This window comes from Pseudobdellovibrio sp. HCB154 (genome assembly GCF_046267985.1).
GTDB lineage: Bacteria > Bdellovibrionota > Bdellovibrionia > Bdellovibrionales > Bdellovibrionaceae > Pseudobdellovibrio.
The window spans coordinates 916870-936456 of record NZ_CP176530.1 but is presented as its reverse complement, the minus strand read 5'-3'; the positions used below and the strand labels follow the sequence as shown (position 1 = coordinate 936456).

Sequence of the window (19587 nt, the reverse complement as noted above, 5' to 3'; positions counted from 1 at the left end):
TATTGAAAAGTATAGACTAGTTTAGAAAACGTATCCGAGTGAGACGATCCAACCAACAGAAGCTTCATTTTTCTCACTAACGAACAGCTCTTGTTGAAACATCCAGTTTTCTGCAACCATCCAACCCAGCTGTAATTGAGCAATTGGTTGAATGCTATCAGCGTATTTAAAATCATAATTCGTAACGACTGAAGTCGGTGCAGCGAGCTTTAATTTGTAAAATGTAGCGCCTATATTCAATGTCACATTCACTTTTTCGTGCGGATAAAAACGCAAACCTGTGCTCACGAAAATTGGAGCGATAGCATCGACTTTATTTTGATAAGTGATAGATTGACCTTCGGCCTGAGCATTTCCGGTAAGGAACAATCCTTTTACGGCACTATTCCATCCCAACGACTCGCCTTTTAGCGTGTAGTCTAACCCCAACGCAAGACCAGTGTATTCAACAAGAATATTCTCAGTACGTCCATCACCTGATTGAAGTAAAATTTGTTCACCCCAAACAGCGGCGCCCAGATTCATGCCGATTTTTGATGTAAGCTCAGTTTCAACTTCTTGAACAATTTTTTTACGGCGAACAACACGGCGAACTTGCTTTCCGGCAGCTGGAGGAGCTGCTGGTGGCATAGCTTGCGCGGGAGCTTCTTTGGCCATCTCCAAAAGCTCTTGGCGTTCTTGTTTTTTAATTTGCACAGCCTCATCAGCAGCAAACGCAAAACTAAGACTTAGTGTGGTAACTATAAAGATAAATGTATTTGTGATTGTAGTGACCATTGATCTTTAGTTGCGTCCTCGGCGCCGATTGTTTTTTGGTTAACTCCAGAAAAGCGTACTTCAACTTTCTGAATTGGAAAAATAAGAAAACCTAAATCCCAACGTAAATTTTCAGGGTTTGATGAAACCGTTGTATTTTTTGATAACTCCAAACCTGAAACAAAAAACACTCCACGAGTCAGGTTTAAATTATTTTGCGTGAAAATATAATAACTGTTGCTGTTAATCGAGGCGCCATCTTGCTCAGTGGTTTCTACGCGATAGCCACCTTCCATAAGTAACGAGTTACCATCACGAAAGCCCATTTTGTTATGAAGAGAATAAATGTTTTGTTTTACACCTTCTTTAGCTTCGTTGAGATAACTAAATCCCCAGGAGTGCATACTGCCCCATTTTTTATCGAGCATAACACTGCCACCGCGGCGGCGTTCTTCTTTGGGCAGATGTAAGTTACCTAACCAGTATTGAAGGAAAATATCTTCATCTTTACGGGCCCACTGCACTAAGCCTGCATGAACTTGGTCATTTTGCCCCAAAGACAACGGCGCACGATTCACGGCTGTATGATTTGCCGTTTTGATTCCGAAAACTTTATCCATCATACCGGCGTAGAGCCAAAATTCTTTAGCCACGTTCGCTTTAAGATAATATTCACGATAAAATAAATACGAATCTTCTTTCATCGTTTTATTCGGATAAAGAGCGATCGGATTTTCAACATACCCCATTGTTGTGATAAGCCCTAAAGTATGAGCTTCATTGGCAAAAAGATTAAAGTTTAAATCATTTTGCATGTTGTAGTGATACTGGCGCTTAGGTTTTGTTCCTGGTGAACGTTCAACGGTTAAAGCACGGTATTTAAAACCCATGCGAAGCCAGAAGGGAAACTCTACCGGGCCTAAGAAATTTGAAACTTGAGCGGCTTCTTCATCGTTAAGCCATTTGCGAAGTGGATTCGCTGCGATTTCTGAAGCGAAAACACCGCGACCGTAGTCAGTTAAGGCGCCACCGCCTCCACCCGATTCATGACAGACAAGGCAACTGCGGTAACCGTACCCGATAAAATCAGGGTAAGCGTGAGCTTGGATGCCAGACAAAAGCAGAAAAACTGATACAAGTAAAAAACGCATTTCTTCAATGATGATTAGCCCAGTCATGAATGTAAACCGCTAACAAGAGGCATTAAGTGTTTGCACCAGAATAATATCTGCTAGGTTGTCGCAACCCTAAAAAAGGAGCACAAGTATGACTTTCAGACTTGGTTTTACGACTCTGTTTTTATCTTTGTTTTTTTGCAAAAAAATCTTCGCCTGCAGTTGCGCTGATTTTGCAAATGCCCAGCAGGCGGCACAATCAAAAGATGTGATTATCGCCAAAGTTGAAACGATCGCGCTCTCTGAAGGCAAAGCCCGCGTGCGTGTCGAGAAAGTATTTAAAGGTTATATCGAAAACGTTTACTTAGATGTGCAAGGCCAAGATGGTTTAAACTGCAACGGCGAAAATATTCCGCTCGGTGAAAAAGGTGTGTTACTGTTCCAGAAAACTGGAGAAGGTTACAAAACTTTAAGTTGCGCAACCACGAACGTTCGTCAAAATGATTCGGGCCTTTACCAAGTTTTTTTGGGTGAAGAATTTTTGCTCAACGAAAAAGAACTGAAAGATGTTTTAGATTTTAAATTACAGGCTTCGGTTAAATCTGCCGAGTGCCAGCTGACTGTGAGCCGCATGGCTGTGCCTTTTGATAGCGCTTCAAACTTAAACTTTCGTTACGATACAGCGGTTTCAGCAACACCTTCGCGCGGCGAAGAAGTGACAATCCTTAAATCGACGGTGGATCTTGCGCCAATGGCTCCGAATGTTCATGAACTTTTCTTTTATAGCGAAGTTAAAAAACTGGATAAATCGAATTACCAATTCACCATTCGTTTAAAAGATCCTTTTACGGCCCTGGTACTTGAAAACTGGAGCGCACAACTTGATATTCGCAAAAGTTTACAGTTTAGTGGCCCAAACCTTAGCCGCTTCACTGATCTTGCCGGAAACCCGATGACCGACAGTGGTCAGCCTTTTTTAGCGCACCAAACGCAGTCATTTTGCGCTTTAAATTTGGGTAAACCCTTAGAAGTGGTGAAATAATTTGCAATAAGGCTTTTAAAAGAGCTTAACATTCTGCCCCAAATTTGTTAGCTTCTTACTTCATTGACCGGCGGTTCCGTAGCTCAGCTGGATAGAGCATCTCCCTTCTAAGGAGAGGGTCGTACGTTCGAATCGTACCGGAATCACCATTTTTTAGTTTTTTTCAATTCCAATCAATGCAAAAATCTTTGAATGAAAAACATTGGCTTTATTTTAGCTTTCATTTTTTTATTCGCTGGTTGTACAGGTAAACAAGTTAAAGAGTCACAACCATCCATCGTTTACCCAAATACAACACCAACCGCTCCCAAAGAAAAAACTGAAGAAATTATCGATGTCGTAAGCTTACAAAAGTATTTACGGATGGATTACCCAAAAGAAAAATTGGGATATTCTGAGAAAAAATTTAATACTTGTGAAGTCGGCTTCGGTTATTCTAACACGCAAAATTGTAGGCAGATGTATTCAATCACTATTCACTATCAAGTGAAATGTCGCCAATCCGAGGGAACAATAAGTACGATTTTAACTGATGCCGATCTAACACCCGTTGAAAGTGCAAACGTTAAATGGAATTTAAAAAATGTGCAGGGCTTAAGCTCAACTGATAGTTCTGGCTACGGACAAATTCAGACGGTCTCAAGCCAGTCACAACGCCATCAACGTCTGCGTTTAGCTATTGGTGAAAATTTTCTTTATATAAAAGCTTCCGACATTACTAAGGTTGTAACACCTAAAGATTGGTGTCCTTAAACTACTTACCAAAACTCCAAACGCCGCCCATAAATGAATTATCGTAAGATCCACCGCACATCATGACACTGCCATCGGCACTGATGCTAGTTGATAAACTAACTGTCGAATTACCCACACCGCCGGTGCCTAACAATTTTGTTCTTTCGGTCCACGTTGTTCCCGATCGTGTAAAAACCCAACTGGCGCCAACCATGGTGTTATCATTCGGGCCACCTAAAACTGCGGTATTACCATCCGCTGTTAGCGCAACACTATAACCAATATTTGCTGGTCCGATATTTCCTGTAACCGTAAGTTTAGCCTGCTCATTCCAACTTGTTCCCGATCTTGTAAAAATCCAAACGGCTCCATTTGTGCTGTCGTCATAAGGGCCTGACACCGCCACTGTATTTCCATCTGCATTTATGGCCACACTGTATCCCATCGCACCGTTTCCGATATGTCCTGTTCCGATAAGCTTTGCTTGCTGAGTCCAAATTGAACCCGAACGCGTATAGATCCAAGCGGCTCCGACCATACCGTCATCCATAGCTCCGCCAACAATGGCGGTATTACCGTCAGCGCTTAGGGCCACTTTATATCCTTGTGTTGAAGTTCCTACCGAATCTGTCGCTACTAACTTAGCTTGTTGAGTCCATGATGATCCGTTACGTGTATAAATCCAGGCTGCACCAACTTGACTGTTGTCGGCGACTCCACCGATGATGGCCGTATTACCATCGGCGCTTAAATCGCCTGACATTCCAAAAAGAACCTGCGCACCAATCGCATCAGTCGGAACTATTTTTGGACCTTGCTGCGTCCAACTTGTGCCTGATCTTGTAAAAAACCAAACGGCTCCAAGTTGATTATCGTCAGCAGCACCGCCACTCATTAATGTGTTACCGTCGGCACTGAGCGAGACAGCAAAACCTTGCATGGCTGTACCCGAAGCACCTGAACCCATAAGTTTTAAACCTTGCTGCGTCCAACTTGCGCCGTTACGAGTGTAAATCCACGTGGCCCCTTCGTTCGCACTGTCTACCGGGCCACCAATAGCGGCTGTGCTTCCGTCGGCACTTACCTTAAGTGATGTGCCGAAATAAGCTGCGGTTCCCGAAACTCCCGCACCCACGATTTTATCACCTTCTTGTGTGTACGAAACTCCTGCTGTCACCGATTGAACAGTCACTTGTGTTGCTGAATAATCGATGCCACTGTTTGTTGCAACTCCCACATAACCCGAAGTGGATCCTGGCATAACGAAGACTTGCATTTGATTGGCTGAAGTATTCAAAACAAGGGCCGGAGTTCCATTAATAGTTACAGCAATCGGGCTTGAAAGATCTGTCGAAGTGCTTGAGATCGTCAGTAAACTTCCTACACGCAGCGAAGTTGACGATAAAGTTAATCCCGCCGGTGGAAGCGCTGGAGCTGATGGCGATTCTAAAACTTGCGGAATATCTGTTACAAAAGAATCTCCCACAAGTTCTTTGCATCCTGCCAATACGAAGACTAAAGCTGATAAAACAAATAATTTATTTTTCATCTTTTACTCCACACACAACACACGTCCAAAGAGAGCAATACTGTACTTATCGGTATGATCACAAATTCCTACACCGCCAACGTTTCTCAAGTAGTTAAAAATGTTAAAGAAATTTCATTTCGAAACTGTTAAAGCTCTGTCAATTTCAGTCATAACAATTGCATTACTTATTAGCTAAAATTAACGCAGAAACAGGATTAACTTGTTAAAATAGATAAATCTTTGAAACCCTTTACCCAAGGGCTTTAAAGGCAATAGGTTGCATCTCAAGCGAAATTTAGGTAGTTATCAAGTATGGCAGCCCCTGAAAATACCAAAGCCGATTTAACTAAAATCACGCAATTACTTTTGCGCGTTCACAAATCTTTATTGCAATTTCAAAAAGAAAAATACGAAGCACAAAATGAAAAAACTTTGTCACCGTACGATGTTTTGCATTTATCAATGTCACACGAAGATTTCGATTGGTTAAAAAAAATCACTAGCCTTGTGGTTCGTATGGATGAATCTTTAGACGACGAAACAACAATTCTAGCCGATCTGCACCGTTCAGTTTTAACAGAAGTTCACTCCCTGTTTGATGAATCGGAAATGTACGCCGATTTTAAATCTAAACTTATGGTCGCGCAAAGCCGTGATCCCCTGTTAGTAGTTCAAGTTTTAGAACTTAAAAAATTTGTCGGGACTCCGAAGCTTAATTCTTAATTTTAAAATCAAACAGCAATAGATTGACGGATCATAGATTGTTGTTATGATTACGTTCGAAAATAACAACACGATGCTGGCATTTAAAAAAATTCTTTCATTTTTAATTTCTAATTTTGGTCCTCTGATCGGATTTTATCTGGTCAATTTATTTTGGGGCTTTCAGACCGCCGTGATTGTTTCAATCGGTTTAGCGTTGGCTGAATATGTCTGGTTAAAATTAAATAAACGCAAAATCGATATCTTCTTTTATTTCTCAAGCGGCATCATCGTCATTTTTGGTTTACTTGATCTGTACATTGAAGCCCCGTTTTTCTTTAAACTTGAATCATCGATCACCAATTTATTTTTTGCAGCGTTTTTTGGGTTATCGGTTTTTAACGAAAAATCAATCACCCAAATTTTTGCTGAAAACCAAAATAAAACGTCTGCCGACAACTCAGATGACAAACGCTTCTTCTTTGCCTGCTTTACTCTTTTCTGGGCCTTTTACTTTTTAGTGAAAGCTTTGGTTTACCTATGGCTTAATTTCAATGTGCAATTTGAAGACGCCTTATTCCTACGATTGATTCTGGGTAAAGGCAGCCTGTGGGTGATGTTAGGTATTTCAATCTTACTTCCGAAACAGATCTGGACACTGATGGAAAAAGCTCGTGTTTTTCCAAGCCAACGAACGCGCTAATTCTATACCCGTTTATAAAACATACCTTGTGATTTCTGCGGTTTTACAAAACCAAATTTTTGATAAAGCCAATCAACATCAGCAAAAAGACTTACGACTGCGCACTTAGGAATTTTCTCGTCAATAAACGCCATAATTCTTTCCATAATTTGGCGAGATAATCCTTTTCCCTGAAACTCTGGAGCAACGGTGATATCAACCACTTGCACATGCAACCCGTCACCCACCACTCGGCCCATGCCAATGAGTTTACCGTCTTGCCTAAGAGTGACAGCGTAAAGAGATTTGGGAAGCCCCAGTGTTGCAGCGTCTAGAGACATTGCAGAAAGACCAGAAGCCACTCTTAAAGCACAGTACTCGGTAGGATCAGGGATTTTGTCTTCGATTTGCATATGCAATCAAGTCTGACCTAACATCAGTGTTGGCGGCTAGTAAAAAAATTATTTTTTCATCATTTCACGCGGGTCATCGGCAGGGTTAACGTAAGTGATTCCCCACGGACCATTACCATGAAGTTGAATCACTGCAGGCGAAGTGGTCATCGCAAAGTGCTTAGTTCCGGCCGTCATACGGGCATAATCACCGGCTTTTAGAACATGACCACTTTTTGCATCGAACTTTTCACCAAGCCCCATACTAAAACTACCTTCGATCACGGTCACATGTTCATCCGCAGGATGAGTGTGCGGTTGAATTTTATAATTCGCTGGAAGTTTGAGTCGCATGGTAAATTCACCGGCTTTTGTCGGATCACCATCAATCACTGCCGCTTGCGCGCCTGCTGGAAGCGACGCTGGAGCAGCTCCCCACTTCATATCTTTTTTGCTGATGATAACGTGACCTGCATCTGCGGTTGCAACGGCAGGCACCTTATCGGCCAAACTGGGAAGTGTTGATAACACGATTAAAGTTGTAAAAAGCAATTTCATTATTTCCTCCTGGATTTGCTAAATATCACTGTTTCTGCATAACTTGAGCCGACCGCTCTGCAGCGAAAATTTTGTAACACAATACGGCTAATTTCGGTTACACTCTGTAATGAATTATGGCTCAGCAAATTTACCCTCAGGGATATGATCACTGGTTATCGCAACGTCTAACGGCGCGCCGTTTAGAATCGCTCGCGACCTGTGATAACTGCGCCATGGTTAAGCCTTCGGGCTTAACTCGCGATAAGGGGCCTTTTTTAAATCATTTAAAATGCTGCACATATTTTCCGTATCTACCAAACTTTAGCTTAGGCGCTTTAACCTCAGAAGATCTGGCAAAAACTGAACCGCGGGGAATTTTGCTTCCGGTAGGGCTTTTTCCATCGGCCGAAGAACAAGGTAAAATTGAAAGTTTCGGCAGCGAAGGTTTTGGCAAAAAATCCGAATTGCTTTGCCCTTTTTTCGACGGCGTAAAAAATCAATGTTCCATTTGGACTTACCGTCCCGGTGTTTGCACTTCGTATTTTTGCAAAAGCGACCAAGGGCAAAAAGGTTTAGATTACTGGAAAGACGTTGAAAAATACTTAAATCACTTTGAATGGAAACTAGCTTGCGCGGTGATTGAAAAAATGGGTTTAAACGAAAATGTTTTAAGCTACTGCCAAGCGGCCATTGACCCAAATACCGATGAAGACGAACGTGATTTCTTTATTGTGGCCGCGTGGGACAAGTGGGCTTCTAAAAAGCAAGAGTTTTACCAAGAAGCGCGTAAAATTTCTTTTGAATTTTCTGCGGCGGATCTTGAAAATCTGCTAGATCCTGAGTTTATGCAGCTCGAGAAGAAATTAAATTTATAATTTATGTCGGCGGGTGATTGGAAAGAACTTTACAGCGCAGCCAGCTCAGGGAATTTATCTCTGGTGCAGTACCATATTAGTAATGGTGTAAACCCAAATTACCAGCACCCTGAAATTTTAGCGACGCCCTTATTAGCGGCGATTAACAATGACCATATTGACATCGCCAAGTATCTTTTAAACAACGGGGCTGATCCTTACTTGTTGTCCGAGTTTGATAATATGACCGCTCTGCAAGCGGCAAAGCATTATAATAAACCTGAGCTTGTAGAGCTGATTCAAACAGCATTTCCTAAGCCAAGCTTGCTAGAAAAAATCTTCAAATTTCTAAAAAAACCGTGATAAAAGGCCAATAATCCGTAAAACGAAGACCCGATTAATGACTTTTTTAAAGCGCGCGCTAAACTATAACTGCTATGAAAAAACTGTGGCCTAAATTCCGAAATCTGATTTTAAAAATCACATTGCTGTTTTTTCTAAGCACCATTGCGGTGGTTTTTTTCTACCGTTTTGTTCCGGTCTATATGACACCCCTTATGGTGATTCGTTCTATTGAATCGGCGTTTGACGATAAGAATGATAAGCTTGTCGGCGTTGATCACACTTGGGTTTCTATTGAAGATATTGCGCCTTCCGTGCAAAAAGCCGTCTTAAAAGCTGAAGATTATAAATTCTTTGATCACCATGGTTTTGATTGGGACGCGATCGAAAAAGCCATGAAGTACAATGAAACCCACAAACGTAAAAAAGGTGCCAGCACCATCAGCCAACAGACAGCGAAGAATGTTTTCTTATGGCCTAAGCGTGATTGGATTCGCAAAGGTTTAGAAGCTTATTACACCGTTTTAATTGAGTTCTTTTGGCCTAAAGAGCGCATCATGGAAGTTTACTTAAACGTGATCGAACTTGGCCCTGGCGTGTATGGTGTTGAAGCGGCTTCGAATAAATACTTTAAAAAAAGTGCGAAGAATTTAAACCCGGCTCAGGCCTCTTTAATCGCTGCTGTTCTGCCTAACCCGCGTAAATTTCGTATTGATCGCCCGTCTGCCTATGTAACAGGAAGACAGCACCGTATATTAAATCGTGTTTCCCCACAGATTCCGCGTGATGACGAATCTTCTCTATCTGAGTTTTTTGATCTAAAGTTTGATACCGAAGACGAAGACTAGGAGTCCACAGTGAAACTCACCCACCCCGGAAAAGATAAAGGCAAAAAAATTGTCGTGATTGTGGGAGGTGGTTTTGCAGGCTTAAACGCCGCTAAAACTTTAGCTGACGAATCTGAAGTTGAAGTTGTTCTGATCGATCAACGCAATCATCATTTGTTTCAACCCTTATTATACCAAGTTGCAACCGCCGGATTAAATCCAAGCGATATCGCTGTTCCGATTCGGGCGCAGTTTTCTGATAACGAAAATGTTGAAGTGCACTTAGGTAAAATTGAAAAAGTTCAGTTAAAAGAACGCACCATTGCAAATCGTGCGCATTCACAATTAGAAGAATCTATTTTTCTAGAATATGACTATTTAATTTTAGCTTGCGGTGCCCGCCACTCTTATTTTGGCAACAACGCTTGGCAGGAGTTTGCACCAGGCTTAAAAACACTCGAGCAAGCCACAGAAATCAGAAAAAGAATTTTATCAATTTACGAACGCGCAGAAAATGAAGTGAATCCTGAAATCAGATCTACCCTGTTAAACTTTGTTGTTGTGGGCGGCGGTCCAACAGGTGTTGAATTAGCTGGAGCTATTGCTGATATCAGCCGTACGGTATTACTGAATGACTTTAAAAATATTGATCCCGCACAAACGCGTGTGATCTTAGTTGAAGCCGGGCCAAGAGTGCTGGCGCAATTTTCTGAAGACCTCTCTAAAAAAGCCAAAGAAGATCTAGAAGATTTAGGTGTCGAAGTTCGCACATCGACTCGTGTTGAAAAAATCACAGCTGATGGTGTTTATATTCCGAATGAATTTATCAAATCAAATTGTGTGCTGTGGGCTGCCGGTGTGCAAGCGGCGCCAATTAACTTTGATGAAGATGTTGAACGTGACCGTGCAGGTCGCATTAAAGTAAATCCAGATTTATCACTGCCAAACCATCCAGAAGTTTTTGTAGTTGGCGATCTAGCTTCAATTCAAATGGGTGAAAACCAATTTGTGCCAGGCTTAGCCCCTGCTGCGATTCAAGGTGGTGCCTACGCAGGTAAAAAAATTCTATCACTTATCCGTGGTCAGAAAATCGATAACTTTAAATATTTCGACAAAGGCCAAATGGCCACGATTGGAAGAAATCGCGCTTTAATGCAGGCAGGCCGTTTAAAGATGACAGGCTTTATGGCATGGATGGCTTGGTTTTTTATTCATATCTTGTATCTGGTTGGTTTTAAAAACCGTGTAGCGGTCATGACTCAATGGGCTTGGAGCTACCTGTTTTCAAAACGTGGCGCTCGTTTAATCACTGAAAGCGAATGGCGTTTGAAAGACTAAATGAAAAATATTATTTTCTTTCTTACAGCTCTTTTGTTACTTGCGACTTCTACTTACGCGCAAGAAGCACAACCAACAGAACAACCAGTAATACCTTCTGACCCGTTTAAAAAAGAGCGCGAGAATTACGAAAAGTTACTAGAAACGAAGTACACCCTACTTCCGCACCGTGGTACTTTTATTTTACCCGTGGTGTACAACACCATCCCGCATGAAGATATCTATCAAGCCATGAAGTCAGCGGTGCCTAATGAAAAAGGCGATGTTTATAAAAAAACAGAAGCTGAATTTCAGGTGAGCTTTTTACTTCCGATTGATCGTAAGTTTTTAAATACCGATTTTGATTTAAATTTTGCCTACACCCACCACGCTTGGTGGCAGGTTTATAATTCAAACTGGTCTAGACCATTTCGTGAAACAAACTATATGCCTGAGTTATTTCTGCGACATATTGATCGTAGTTTTTCAAAAGTAGCTGGTTTTGACTTTATGGGATTTGATGCAGGTTATGCACATCAATCCAATGGTCAGATCGAAATTCTTTCGCGCAGTTGGGACCGCTTATTTGCCCGTGGGCTTTTTCAAAACAGCGGCTACATGTTGTTTTTTACTGGCTGGATCAGATTACCTGAAAAATCTAACGAAGATGATAACTCTGATATTCTTAAATACATGGGCCACGGAAGTTTTGAATTATATAAAACTTTCGGCAAGCACTCGCTGTCTTTACAATTGCCATTAGGCGCCCAGTACCGAAGTTTTGATTTTAAATATTCATACCCGTCAAAAGATCGTTTTCGTTGGTTTCTATCTATTCAGTCAGGTTATGGTCTATCGTTGATTGAATACAACCGCCCGACTGAAAGATATGGTATCGGTATTTCGTTAGATAGCTTTATGAATCAAAGTAACGAAATGACCAATCAATAAGAAATACGACAACTAAAGAAATTCCTACCAATGGAAAGGCCACTGCGAAAACTCCCAGAATAATCCACGTGGCCAGTGGGCTTCTTTTTTCAGGAGCCACCTCTGGCGGAACACCCAACCCTTTTTGTGGTTTTCTTTTCCACCACATAATGGCGCCACTGATACAAATGACGATCAGCGCCAAGCAAGTCAAAAACGCTATGAGCTGATTTAACCAACCGAAATACTGTCCTTGGTGTAAAGCAATGCCGTATTCGACCGCTTTTGCAAAAGCACTGTAGTGTGAATAGTTAATATCCGCTAAAACTTTACCACTGTACTGATCAATATGAATGGTGATTTCTTTTTTCGGATCACCGGGAAAAGCTGAAACTGTAAAAATACCCGTTTCACCTTTGGGATAGGCGATTTTATAACCGGCAGGAGCTTTCTTTTCGCGGGCATACTGAGTAATCGCATCAATGCTGATTTGATTTTTGCCGTTAATCACCGAGAGCGGAAGTTTTGAATTTTCAACAGCCCATGGAACAATTTGTTCACCTTGGTTTAATTCTTTCGCCAAAATATTTGACTGCGGCACGTTCGTGTACTGTTGATCCGGAAAACGCGTCCACACTTTAGCAATACGATCGCCCCAAAAGCCCGACCAAGGAAGACCCGTGATAATTAAAAAACAAATAAAGATCGAACTATAAACACCGATCACCGCATGCAGATCACGCCAGAAAGTTCTTTTTCCTTCACGTAAACGTGGAATCCACACGCCATAGATTTTTTTATCGCGTGGCCACCATAAGTATAACCCGGTCAAAATTAAAATTAACCCCCAACAAGAAACCAGTTCAATGATCCAATCACCCTTTTCACCTAAGAGAAGTTCGCCGTGAATTTTTTTAACCACGTTTTGGTAATAAGATTCTTGGTCACGCTTTCCTAAAAACTTTCCGGTGTAAGGGTTAATAAAAACATCGAACTTAGATTTATCACTCCCCACCATACCGATTGCGGCACTGGTTTGCGGCGCATCTTGGGGAATATAATACTCAACCTGAGCCTCTGGGAATTGGCGTTTAGCTTCAGCCACTAGGTCTGAATCTACGAGCACAGAGCTTTCCGGAGTCACACGTAAGAGTTGCGAATACACGATCGGATCTAGTTGTGGTTTAAAAAGATAAATGCTGCCAGTTACAGCTAATGTTAGAAACACGGGAATAGCGATTAAACCTGCATAAAAATGCCAGCGCCACACACGGTAATAAAAATAAGATTTGCTCATTCTTTTCCTTTTTTGGCAGTTTATAAAATCGGCTGCAAAAATCAGCGCAACATGATGTTGCAGGCTGGTTTTTACTGTCGCCAAAGCCCGTGCTTTCAGCTATACCTGCACTAAAGATGATTGCCTCGTTATTAACCTTTGGAAAAAGTGAAGACTCAGAAATGGCCAAGCTGGTTTGGCTTGTACGCCTACGTTGGGCGGCGGCTATTTTATTTTTTGTACTGGCAGCACCCGCTTATATTTTCAAATTGTTAAACTCGACAACGCTGACTGTTTATATCGGCATTATTTGTTTTTTATTTTTATTTAACTGGCTGACGCATTTAGTTTTTGTTGAAGCGCGCAGAAAAATCACGCCGTTTTTTATTTGCTTTCAGTTAGCCTTTGATCTGATCGCTTTATTCAGTCTGCTGTTGATTTCAGAAGGTTTTAATAATCCGTTTGTCTGCTTATTTTTACTTAACGCTTGTTTGGGCGGAGTTTTAATTCGCGGTAAGTATTCGTTACCGTTTATTCTTTTATGCCACGTGCTTTTAATGGCGCTGCAGTTAAATTTTATCACAGGCCACAGCGCTGAACTTGGTTTAGAAAATATGGCGCTCATGGCCGTGTCGCACGTTTTGGTTTTATCAACTTGGACCGTGATGCGCTCGCTGGGCACTTACTTAGAAAATCACTTCGTAAATTTAACGCAACTTCGTGTCCGCGCCGAAAAACAAGATCGCCTTCGTGCTTTGGGCGCCTTAGCTGCAGGATTTTCACATGAGTTTGCAAGCCCGTTAAATGCAGCTAAATTAAGACTTGATCGCTTAGAACGCCAGCTTCAAAAACAAAGTCTTTCTTCAGAAGTCTTAGAAAATATTACTGAAGCACAAGAAGGCATTGCTGCTTGTGAAACCGTGATTCTCCAAATGAATTCTTCACAACTTGATGTGCGTGATTTCAAAGTTAAAAATATTTCTTTAAATTCTTTAATTCACGATGTGACTGATTCATGGAAAGAAGAACACCCCGAAGCCAAATTAAAAATCAACTTACAAGCTGACCGTTTAGTGCAAGTGGCACCGATTAATTTTGCACAAGTGCTGTTAAATCTTTTAGATAATTCATTTGATGCCGCTAAAGACGGAACCATTGAACTTTCATTTAGTGTTGAAAATACCCAAGCCCAGTTGATTGTTGAAGATGAAGGCCCAGGCTTTGCGCCCTCAGTGTTAGAACGCCAAGGTGAACCGTTTATCACAACAAAAGAAACTGGCAGTGGCCTTGGGCTTTATGTGAGCGGCCTCTTCGCGCAAAGTATGGGTGGACACTTAAATTTAAGTAATAAACCACAATCTGGCGCACGTGTAAGCCTTAGTTGGCCTGTGGGGGCTCAGCATGAATAATCATATTCTGATCGTTGAAGACGACACACGCTTAGCCAATAGCTTACAAAAAGACTTTAGCGATGCTGGCTACACTGTGTTTATCGCTGATCGTGTAGATGCAATTCCCGCCCTCAATACTTTTACTCATGCTTTAGTCGATTTACGTTTAGCTGCCGGAGATTTTGGTTTAGATGCGATTGCAAAAATTCAATCTTCATCACCGCAGCCTAAAATTATTGTTTTATCAGGCTACGGAAGCATCACCACAGCGGTTGAAGCCGTAAAACGCGGAGCTATGGATTATTTAACAAAACCCACAAGCTTTGCTGAAATCGAAAAAGCTTTCTTAGGTGTGCGTGTGAATAGCACTTCTGACTTTAAAAGACGTTCGCTTTCAGAAGTTGAGCATGAATACATCGACTTTGTTTTAACTAAAAATGACGGCAATATCAGCCAAACAGCCAAAGACTTAGGATTACACCGACAAAGTCTTCAGCGAAAATTAAAAAAATATATTTAATTGTACCATGCCGGTAAAATTTGATTCCACTTGTAGTTAAACTCTTCATCCTTTGTCGTTGGATACTCTGAATCCAAGTGCGATCCCGTTGGAGTTAAAATCAGGATGGAACGACTATAAGAAATCATTTGCTGCTCAGGCGTTAACTTAAAAAGCCATTGATCAACACGGAAATTTCCGTTTTGATCGCGCTTCCAGTCTTCCCAAACCGCTTCAATACGGTTTATATGAAAGTTCATGTCGGCATCGAAATATCCAACACCACTGATGTAACTTGCGATACGTTCTTTTTCACGGTCATTAGGATTAATATCAGATAAAGACATGTAATCATCAAATGGTGCCCCGTAATATGTTCCTTCGAGCGCGATTTTATTTAACAGCTCTGCCCATGGTTCAGGGCTAGACCAAGCTGAAAAAGAAAATAATGCGGCAAAAATAAATGTCATTAACGTTCTCATACCACTTCCTAAAAAATATTAACCATTTGCAGGTTACTGATTGAATTGTCTTCGTTGATATCAAATTTTACATTTTTACGTTCGATATTTAACTGCCCGTTTGCTTTCACACAGTGAATATTCGCAATAAAATTAAATGTCGCTTTCGAGCCTTTAAAAACCGGTGTGAAATAGCCGTTAAAAAATTCATAACCTGTAACTTTGGCTTTTTTGTCGTTGCAACGAAAGCTTTTCGAAATATTTGAACCAACGCTCGTCATAGCCTGGTTATTTCTGTTAATGCGAATTTCAGCAAACTTATTTGGCGAAGAGAAATTATTCATCATCACTTCAATTTTATCTAAGTTATACAATTCAAACTTATACACCAAAGTTTCAGCTTCTAATTTTAATCGCAGTTTTGAGCCGATGACATCTAACAACTGATGCGAAGTTTCGCCAGTTTGGTGCCCAACTTCATGAAAAATAAGAGCTACGACGGCGCCGTACTCTAATTGCGGCTTACCAGTAATATCGTAAAGCATATCGACGTTAATATAGATCGGATCTTCTGGCGTAAGGCCCGTCATCGCAATACGATGCGGTTCATTCATCGGCAGATCCGCTAAATCAGACATTTGCTTATCCGTTACAAATACAAATTTATCCACCCGGCTAACATTGTTTAGAATAATCTCAGAAACCGCTTCAACGATCTTTTTTTCTTGGGCTGTTAAACCGCAGTCATTGTTAATTAAACAGTTCATTAAAAGTTTACTTAAAGACATGTACCCGTACTGAAAACGGTTTTCCATAAGGCCTGCGCCATTACCGACAAAACTTCCTCCGGCTTGCGCCAGAGCAGCTACGAATAAGATGATGATAACGATTAGTTTTTTCATTTTTCTTTTCCTCTCGACGGAGAAGTGTGACTGAATAACTGAACATTAAGTTGATAAACAGTGTCTGAAGTGTTGTGACCGAACTCTTCATGAAAAGCGCGGTTAAAATCAACGATGCGTTTTTTTGCAAGCTCCAGATCTTCTGGTTTAAAATTTAAGGTGATCGAATTAAATAAACGCTCTGTAACTGATTGTTCGCTTAAGGCTTCAAGGGCACGGTTTAGCATACCACGGTGATGCTGACGAATCGCTTCTGACGGAATTTCATGAGTTGTTTCTACATAATCCTGGCAAACAGTTACTTTACCCGTCTTTTCATCTTGGGCTAATAACCCACGGTCGATCAAAAGACTTAAAGCGGTGCGGGCCTGTTTTGGACTAATTTTATTTCTTAAACGTTCACTGATCCACTGAGGGTCAGCTTGAAATTCGGGGCTATTTGCTAAAGCACGCACCACCAGCACATGCCAGTCACGCACCGATTCAATCTGTTTTAATTTTAACTTAAAGAACGTACTTGGAGGATTCAGTTTTTTAATTTCTTGCATCAAGCTTAAGGCTTCTTTTCCTTTTTGATGCTTTTTCTCTAACTTTAATTGCAGGCGAAGAAATTTTCTTTCTTTGGCTCCGGTTTTCCAGACGACAAATAGTTTTTCCAGCAAAGCCTCAGAAGGTAAACGTTTTCCGTTAGCTACCATCGATAGCAAACTCGGAGATTTTAAATCTAAACGGTCACTCAATGTTTTTAAAGTCTCGTTAGTTTCGAGCATTTTGCGAAGCTCAAAACTAACAAAGTCTTTAATTGAGGTGTTTTGCGAAGTCGTATTCATTATTTGCAGTTTGGAAAAGTAAAATCAGAAACTGATCCGGGATAGTTGTTATAGTCTTTATTTTCTGTCCAAGTGCGCACTTGAATTGTTTGCGGAAGAAGACGAGTTTTGTTTTCGTACTTCTTACAAGAAACATCACCTTCGTTAATAACCATCTTCGTGCACTCTTTAGTTGTGTATTTACGCGAATAAGAAAGATTTTGTGACGACCACTTTACGCAGACAAAGTCAGTTGCAGTGTTAATACCATCATTTAAAGTGATTTCTTTTTTTTCTTCACACACCGTAAGGGCTTTGATCGTTTGTACGCGGTCAGCGGTTAAACAGGCGTTATCTAATTCAATTCCATTAAGCACGCTTTCGTAAGCATGCGACGTATAGGTTGCCGCCATAACCGATGCTGAACTCGCAATAACAGCAACAGCGCCTAAGAATCTTAAAATTTGCTTTTTCATTGGGGTCTCCTTTTTTAAGGATCTTTTCACAAAAGTACTTTAAGTCATGCTTTCACCATTAACGGCATTTGAAGTCAAACAAAGCTTTCATAGAGCAATTTTCCCCAGTTTTACCGCATTGCATTCAAAAATGTTTATATTCATAACACATTGTAATTACTGTAATTTTTATGCTTCTTCTGTATTTTTGTGAACTTTTTAAAATATTTTTGTGAAATTTATATTGTCAGTTTTTCACAATTCTGCGAGAACCTGCTCGCACAATAAACGTGTAAAACCCCAACCGTGAACTTCAAAAAAAGTTCACAAAACCCAAAGGAGATTTCTATGAAATCAATGTTAATCGCAGCTATTACTTTAGCTTCTACAGTGGCTTTTGCTGATCGTTACGTAACAGTAACTGTTTGTGACCGTGGTGAATCTGGTCAACAATGTGAAACAGTAACTTACAAAGAAAGAGAATCTACTGGCGTTCCAGCTGACTCTTACAACCCATCTAACGAATATTATCCACAACCAGGCACTGGCTACCACACACGTCCTTCTACTGGTAACCAAAACAATCACGGTAACAACCCTTCAAATCCTGAGTTTGAAGCTCCGTAATTAAATTTAGTTTACAAAAACGAAAGTGCGCGCCGCATCGAAACGGTGCGTATTTTCTTTTTCAAATTTCAACTTACACTCGGATGAATGCGCTTAACTTTATCTAACGACGCGAATAAGTTTCTTGAATCTTCAGCTGAGCTTTTAAAGCTGACACCTTCTGAACGCCTGAAAATTTCTCTTAAAAAATTTGGCTTTATGTTGGCCTTAGCGATTGGAGCAGTTTTTATTCCAGTCTTGCACTTTTTCTTAGTGCCTCTGTTTTTAATTCTGTCTTTTGTTTTAGGATTTAAAGCTTATGCCACCCAATACCGTTTGCAATTCACTAAAGACACAAACTGTATTGAATGCCAAAAACCTTTAAAAAATGAAGTGATGCTTGATGAAAGTTTACGAGTGAAATGTAATCACTGTCTCGTAAACTATTTAGTTCAGCCTTAAGCTTTTTTTACGAATTCAGATTTTAAATTAATTGAGCCAAGACCATCGATTTTGCACGCGATATTATGTCCATCGCCCGCATCAGTTAAACGGATGTTACGAACTTTCGTTCCGCCTTTAACTACGCTTGATGAACCTTTGATTTTTAAATCTTTCATAACAACAACAGAATCGCCGTCAGCTAATACATTGCCGTTCGCATCGCGAATAGAAGTGTCTTCAACGATATTTGCAGCTTCAGGAGCTTTATCGCTCTCAAGCCATTCGTTGGCGCACTCGGGGCACACCCATAGGTTTCCGTCTTGATAAATATTTTCAGATTGGCATTTTGGACAACGTTCTTGCATAAAAAAAGCCTACCACTTTAAGCGCTGGTAGGCATTTAAAAACAATGCGTTGATTTACTTAATCCACGTAGCTTTGCAGTTAATTGATGTGTTTGCTGATAAACGATACACACCTGTATTTAAACGCGCACCGTTTGCAAAACTTCTTAGCGGAAAAAATTTCGCTTCATCATCCGCCCAACCGTCATTGTAACGTTCACCGAATTTTGTAAAACGTGTGCCATACGATCCGCTTAACTCATTTTCACGTTCACACGCTAAACGTTCAGCTTCAGGTGTTGTCACACATAATACCGGAGGATTTACAACCGTGCGCTGTAAAGGTGATACGCTGATTAATACCATGTGACCCCAGTTTGCGGCACTTTCGCCATTACCAATATTATTCACCACAGAAATTTGAAATTCTTTATAAGCTTGCGGCGTATCTTCGGCGATGCCTAATTTCCATTTTGTATCAGATGCTGCAGAGAAATCGTAAGAATGCACTCCCGCAGGTGTGCGAACGGTACATGTTCCTGTTAATGTTTGAACTGCGGCAAAAGCTTGAGTAGCTGCGAAAACTGTAATTAAAGATAAAACTAAATGTTTCATATATCCCTCCGATTTATGCC

25 protein-coding genes and 1 tRNA gene are annotated in these 19587 nt (G+C 40.8%); 14 read left to right on the top strand and 12 right to left on the bottom strand.

Annotated elements, in window-relative coordinates; genetic code table 11:
- Positions 1-21: 21 nt before the first annotated feature.
- On the bottom strand, positions 22-777 hold the full coding sequence (locus ACKWCF_RS04725; protein ID WP_409479549.1) for a hypothetical protein: 756 nt from the start codon (positions 775-777) through the stop codon (positions 22-24).
- Complete coding sequence (locus ACKWCF_RS04720) at positions 741-1934, bottom strand: hypothetical protein (RefSeq protein WP_409479548.1); 1194 nt, start codon at positions 1932-1934, stop codon at positions 741-743. Before ACKWCF_RS04720 ends, ACKWCF_RS04725 begins: the two co-directional genes overlap by 37 nt.
- A gap of 88 nt (positions 1935-2022) precedes the next feature.
- Here ACKWCF_RS04720 and ACKWCF_RS04715 point away from each other — a divergent pair, with 88 nt between their 5' ends.
- From ACKWCF_RS04715 to ACKWCF_RS04705, 3 genes are all read left to right on the top strand, one after another.
- Positions 2023-2913 carry a hypothetical protein gene (locus tag ACKWCF_RS04715; RefSeq protein WP_409479547.1) on the top strand — a complete coding sequence of 297 codons (891 nt, stop codon included), beginning with the start codon at positions 2023-2025 and terminating at the stop codon, positions 2911-2913.
- Between the two features lie 72 nt (positions 2914-2985).
- Positions 2986-3062 (top strand) — tRNA-Arg (locus ACKWCF_RS04710).
- A 43-nt stretch (positions 3063-3105) separates the two neighbouring features.
- Positions 3106-3666, top strand: a complete 561-nt coding sequence (locus ACKWCF_RS04705) for a hypothetical protein (RefSeq protein ID WP_409479546.1) — start codon at positions 3106-3108, stop codon at positions 3664-3666.
- A 1-nt stretch (position 3667) separates the two neighbouring features.
- Here ACKWCF_RS04705 and ACKWCF_RS04700 read toward each other — a convergent pair whose 3' ends face one another.
- Positions 3668-5197, bottom strand: coding sequence for an FG-GAP repeat protein (locus ACKWCF_RS04700; protein ID WP_409479545.1), 1530 nt, complete (start codon positions 5195-5197; stop codon positions 3668-3670).
- Positions 5198-5491: 294 nt separating this feature from the next.
- Here ACKWCF_RS04700 and ACKWCF_RS04695 point away from each other — a divergent pair, with 294 nt between their 5' ends.
- Together ACKWCF_RS04695 and ACKWCF_RS04690 are read left to right on the top strand one after the other, a co-directional pair.
- Positions 5492-5902, top strand: a complete 411-nt coding sequence (locus ACKWCF_RS04695) for a hypothetical protein (RefSeq protein ID WP_409479544.1) — start codon at positions 5492-5494, stop codon at positions 5900-5902.
- Positions 5903-5948: 46 nt separating this feature from the next.
- Positions 5949-6584, top strand: coding sequence for a septation protein IspZ (locus tag ACKWCF_RS04690; RefSeq protein ID WP_409479543.1), 636 nt, complete (start codon positions 5949-5951; stop codon positions 6582-6584).
- Positions 6585-6586: 2 nt separating this feature from the next.
- On the opposite strand, the gene ACKWCF_RS04685 is transcribed toward ACKWCF_RS04690, so the two are convergent.
- Both ACKWCF_RS04685 and ACKWCF_RS04680 read right to left on the bottom strand, forming a co-directional pair.
- Positions 6587-6976 (bottom strand): GNAT family N-acetyltransferase, encoded by a 390-nt coding sequence (locus ACKWCF_RS04685; RefSeq protein WP_409479542.1) that lies wholly within the window; start codon positions 6974-6976, stop codon positions 6587-6589.
- A 48-nt stretch (positions 6977-7024) separates the two neighbouring features.
- Positions 7025-7513: a cupin domain-containing protein gene (locus ACKWCF_RS04680; protein WP_409479541.1), complete on the bottom strand. Its 489-nt coding sequence runs from the start codon at positions 7511-7513 to the stop codon at positions 7025-7027.
- Between the two features lie 116 nt (positions 7514-7629).
- Here ACKWCF_RS04680 and ACKWCF_RS04675 point away from each other — a divergent pair, with 116 nt between their 5' ends.
- The 5 genes from ACKWCF_RS04675 to ACKWCF_RS04655 all read left to right on the top strand — a co-directional run bounded on the left by ACKWCF_RS04675 (position 7630) and on the right by ACKWCF_RS04655 (position 11786).
- Positions 7630-8370 carry a YkgJ family cysteine cluster protein gene (locus tag ACKWCF_RS04675; protein ID WP_409479540.1) on the top strand — a complete coding sequence of 247 codons (741 nt, stop codon included), beginning with the start codon at positions 7630-7632 and terminating at the stop codon, positions 8368-8370.
- 3 nt (positions 8371-8373) lie between these two features.
- Entirely contained in the window at positions 8374-8712 is a 339-nt protein-coding gene (locus tag ACKWCF_RS04670; protein WP_409479539.1) for an ankyrin repeat domain-containing protein, read from the top strand.
- Positions 8713-8786: 74 nt separating this feature from the next.
- Complete coding sequence (mtgA, locus tag ACKWCF_RS04665; protein WP_409479538.1) at positions 8787-9539, top strand: monofunctional biosynthetic peptidoglycan transglycosylase; 753 nt, start codon at positions 8787-8789, stop codon at positions 9537-9539.
- A gap of 9 nt (positions 9540-9548) precedes the next feature.
- Positions 9549-10856 carry an NAD(P)/FAD-dependent oxidoreductase gene (locus ACKWCF_RS04660; protein WP_409479537.1) on the top strand — a complete coding sequence of 436 codons (1308 nt, stop codon included), beginning with the start codon at positions 9549-9551 and terminating at the stop codon, positions 10854-10856.
- On the top strand, positions 10857-11786 hold the full coding sequence (locus ACKWCF_RS04655) for a phospholipase A (protein WP_409479536.1): 930 nt from the start codon (positions 10857-10859) through the stop codon (positions 11784-11786). It abuts the gene before it with no gap.
- On the opposite strand, the gene ACKWCF_RS04650 is transcribed toward ACKWCF_RS04655, so the two are convergent.
- The gene (locus tag ACKWCF_RS04650; protein ID WP_409479535.1) at positions 11752-13062 is read right to left on the bottom strand and encodes a PepSY-associated TM helix domain-containing protein; all 1311 of its coding nucleotides are present in this window, start codon (positions 13060-13062) and stop codon (positions 11752-11754) included. The genes ACKWCF_RS04655 and ACKWCF_RS04650 overlap by 35 nt on opposite strands.
- Positions 13063-13223: 161 nt before the next feature.
- On the opposite strand from ACKWCF_RS04650, the gene ACKWCF_RS04645 reads away from it, so the two are divergent.
- A complete protein-coding gene (locus ACKWCF_RS04645; protein WP_409479534.1) occupies positions 13224-14450 on the top strand; it encodes a sensor histidine kinase in 1227 nt (408 codons plus the stop codon).
- Positions 14443-14952 (top strand): response regulator transcription factor, encoded by a 510-nt coding sequence (locus ACKWCF_RS04640; protein ID WP_409479533.1) that lies wholly within the window; start codon positions 14443-14445, stop codon positions 14950-14952. The genes ACKWCF_RS04645 and ACKWCF_RS04640 overlap by 8 nt, the downstream gene beginning before the upstream one ends.
- On the opposite strand, the gene ACKWCF_RS04635 is transcribed toward ACKWCF_RS04640, so the two are convergent.
- Genes ACKWCF_RS04635 through ACKWCF_RS04620 form a run of 4 tightly spaced genes read right to left on the bottom strand, consistent with a single transcriptional unit; the run spans position 14949 to position 17579 of the window.
- Complete coding sequence (locus ACKWCF_RS04635) at positions 14949-15413, bottom strand: hypothetical protein (RefSeq protein WP_409479532.1); 465 nt, start codon at positions 15411-15413, stop codon at positions 14949-14951. The genes ACKWCF_RS04640 and ACKWCF_RS04635 overlap by 4 nt on opposite strands.
- 8 nt (positions 15414-15421) lie before the next feature.
- Positions 15422-16294: a hypothetical protein gene (locus ACKWCF_RS04630; RefSeq protein WP_409479531.1), complete on the bottom strand. Its 873-nt coding sequence runs from the start codon at positions 16292-16294 to the stop codon at positions 15422-15424.
- Positions 16291-17124: a DUF4423 domain-containing protein gene (locus tag ACKWCF_RS04625; RefSeq protein WP_409479530.1), complete on the bottom strand. Its 834-nt coding sequence runs from the start codon at positions 17122-17124 to the stop codon at positions 16291-16293. The genes ACKWCF_RS04630 and ACKWCF_RS04625 overlap by 4 nt, the downstream gene beginning before the upstream one ends.
- On the bottom strand, positions 17124-17579 hold the full coding sequence (locus ACKWCF_RS04620) for a hypothetical protein (protein ID WP_409479529.1): 456 nt from the start codon (positions 17577-17579) through the stop codon (positions 17124-17126). The genes ACKWCF_RS04625 and ACKWCF_RS04620 overlap by 1 nt, the downstream gene beginning before the upstream one ends.
- A gap of 327 nt (positions 17580-17906) precedes the next feature.
- Between ACKWCF_RS04620 and ACKWCF_RS04615 the strand changes: the two genes are divergently transcribed.
- Together ACKWCF_RS04615 and ACKWCF_RS04610 are read left to right on the top strand one after the other, a co-directional pair.
- Positions 17907-18185, top strand: coding sequence for a hypothetical protein (locus ACKWCF_RS04615; RefSeq protein ID WP_409479528.1), 279 nt, complete (start codon positions 17907-17909; stop codon positions 18183-18185).
- Between the two features lie 87 nt (positions 18186-18272).
- Complete coding sequence (locus tag ACKWCF_RS04610; protein ID WP_409479527.1) at positions 18273-18626, top strand: hypothetical protein; 354 nt, start codon at positions 18273-18275, stop codon at positions 18624-18626.
- Here the strand turns inward: ACKWCF_RS04610 and ACKWCF_RS04605 are convergent.
- Both ACKWCF_RS04605 and ACKWCF_RS04600 read right to left on the bottom strand, forming a co-directional pair.
- Positions 18623-18973, bottom strand: coding sequence for a zinc ribbon domain-containing protein YjdM (locus ACKWCF_RS04605; RefSeq protein ID WP_409479526.1), 351 nt, complete (start codon positions 18971-18973; stop codon positions 18623-18625). The genes ACKWCF_RS04610 and ACKWCF_RS04605 overlap by 4 nt on opposite strands.
- 54 nt (positions 18974-19027) lie before the next feature.
- Complete coding sequence (locus tag ACKWCF_RS04600) at positions 19028-19567, bottom strand: hypothetical protein (RefSeq protein WP_409479525.1); 540 nt, start codon at positions 19565-19567, stop codon at positions 19028-19030.
- Positions 19568-19587: the final 20 nt, after the last annotated feature.

What these genes read in the sequence shown, in the direction of transcription:
- ACKWCF_RS04605 (WP_409479526.1), bottom strand. Translation starts at nt 18,973, where the DNA reads ATGCAAGAACGTTGTCCAAAATGCCAATCTGAAAATATTTATCAAGAC.
- ACKWCF_RS04690 (WP_409479543.1), top strand. Translation starts at nt 5,949, where the DNA reads ATGATTACGTTCGAAAATAACAACACGATGCTGGCATTTAAAAAAATT.
- ACKWCF_RS04725 (WP_409479549.1), bottom strand. Translation starts at nt 777, where the DNA reads ATGGTCACTACAATCACAAATACATTTATCTTTATAGTTACCACACTA.
- ACKWCF_RS04655 (WP_409479536.1), top strand. Translation starts at nt 10,857, where the DNA reads ATGAAAAATATTATTTTCTTTCTTACAGCTCTTTTGTTACTTGCGACT.
- ACKWCF_RS04705 (WP_409479546.1), top strand. Translation starts at nt 3,106, where the DNA reads ATGAAAAACATTGGCTTTATTTTAGCTTTCATTTTTTTATTCGCTGGT.
- ACKWCF_RS04625 (WP_409479530.1), bottom strand. Translation starts at nt 17,124, where the DNA reads ATGAATACGACTTCGCAAAACACCTCAATTAAAGACTTTGTTAGTTTT.
- ACKWCF_RS04610 (WP_409479527.1), top strand. Translation starts at nt 18,273, where the DNA reads ATGCGCTTAACTTTATCTAACGACGCGAATAAGTTTCTTGAATCTTCA.
- ACKWCF_RS04670 (WP_409479539.1), top strand. Translation starts at nt 8,374, where the DNA reads ATGTCGGCGGGTGATTGGAAAGAACTTTACAGCGCAGCCAGCTCAGGG.
- ACKWCF_RS04715 (WP_409479547.1), top strand. Translation starts at nt 2,023, where the DNA reads ATGACTTTCAGACTTGGTTTTACGACTCTGTTTTTATCTTTGTTTTTT.
- ACKWCF_RS04650 (WP_409479535.1), bottom strand. Translation starts at nt 13,062, where the DNA reads ATGAGCAAATCTTATTTTTATTACCGTGTGTGGCGCTGGCATTTTTAT.
- ACKWCF_RS04720 (WP_409479548.1), bottom strand. Translation starts at nt 1,934, where the DNA reads ATGACTGGGCTAATCATCATTGAAGAAATGCGTTTTTTACTTGTATCA.
- ACKWCF_RS04680 (WP_409479541.1), bottom strand. Translation starts at nt 7,513, where the DNA reads ATGAAATTGCTTTTTACAACTTTAATCGTGTTATCAACACTTCCCAGT.
- ACKWCF_RS04615 (WP_409479528.1), top strand. Translation starts at nt 17,907, where the DNA reads ATGAAATCAATGTTAATCGCAGCTATTACTTTAGCTTCTACAGTGGCT.
- ACKWCF_RS04635 (WP_409479532.1), bottom strand. Translation starts at nt 15,413, where the DNA reads ATGAGAACGTTAATGACATTTATTTTTGCCGCATTATTTTCTTTTTCA.
- ACKWCF_RS04675 (WP_409479540.1), top strand. Translation starts at nt 7,630, where the DNA reads ATGGCTCAGCAAATTTACCCTCAGGGATATGATCACTGGTTATCGCAA.
- ACKWCF_RS04685 (WP_409479542.1), bottom strand. Translation starts at nt 6,976, where the DNA reads ATGCAAATCGAAGACAAAATCCCTGATCCTACCGAGTACTGTGCTTTA.
- ACKWCF_RS04645 (WP_409479534.1), top strand. Translation starts at nt 13,224, where the DNA reads ATGGCCAAGCTGGTTTGGCTTGTACGCCTACGTTGGGCGGCGGCTATT.
- mtgA (WP_409479538.1), top strand. Translation starts at nt 8,787, where the DNA reads ATGAAAAAACTGTGGCCTAAATTCCGAAATCTGATTTTAAAAATCACA.
- ACKWCF_RS04640 (WP_409479533.1), top strand. Translation starts at nt 14,443, where the DNA reads ATGAATAATCATATTCTGATCGTTGAAGACGACACACGCTTAGCCAAT.
- ACKWCF_RS04630 (WP_409479531.1), bottom strand. Translation starts at nt 16,294, where the DNA reads ATGAAAAAACTAATCGTTATCATCATCTTATTCGTAGCTGCTCTGGCG.
- ACKWCF_RS04620 (WP_409479529.1), bottom strand. Translation starts at nt 17,579, where the DNA reads ATGAAAAAGCAAATTTTAAGATTCTTAGGCGCTGTTGCTGTTATTGCG.
- ACKWCF_RS04695 (WP_409479544.1), top strand. Translation starts at nt 5,492, where the DNA reads ATGGCAGCCCCTGAAAATACCAAAGCCGATTTAACTAAAATCACGCAA.
- ACKWCF_RS04600 (WP_409479525.1), bottom strand. Translation starts at nt 19,567, where the DNA reads ATGAAACATTTAGTTTTATCTTTAATTACAGTTTTCGCAGCTACTCAA.
- ACKWCF_RS04700 (WP_409479545.1), bottom strand. Translation starts at nt 5,197, where the DNA reads ATGAAAAATAAATTATTTGTTTTATCAGCTTTAGTCTTCGTATTGGCA.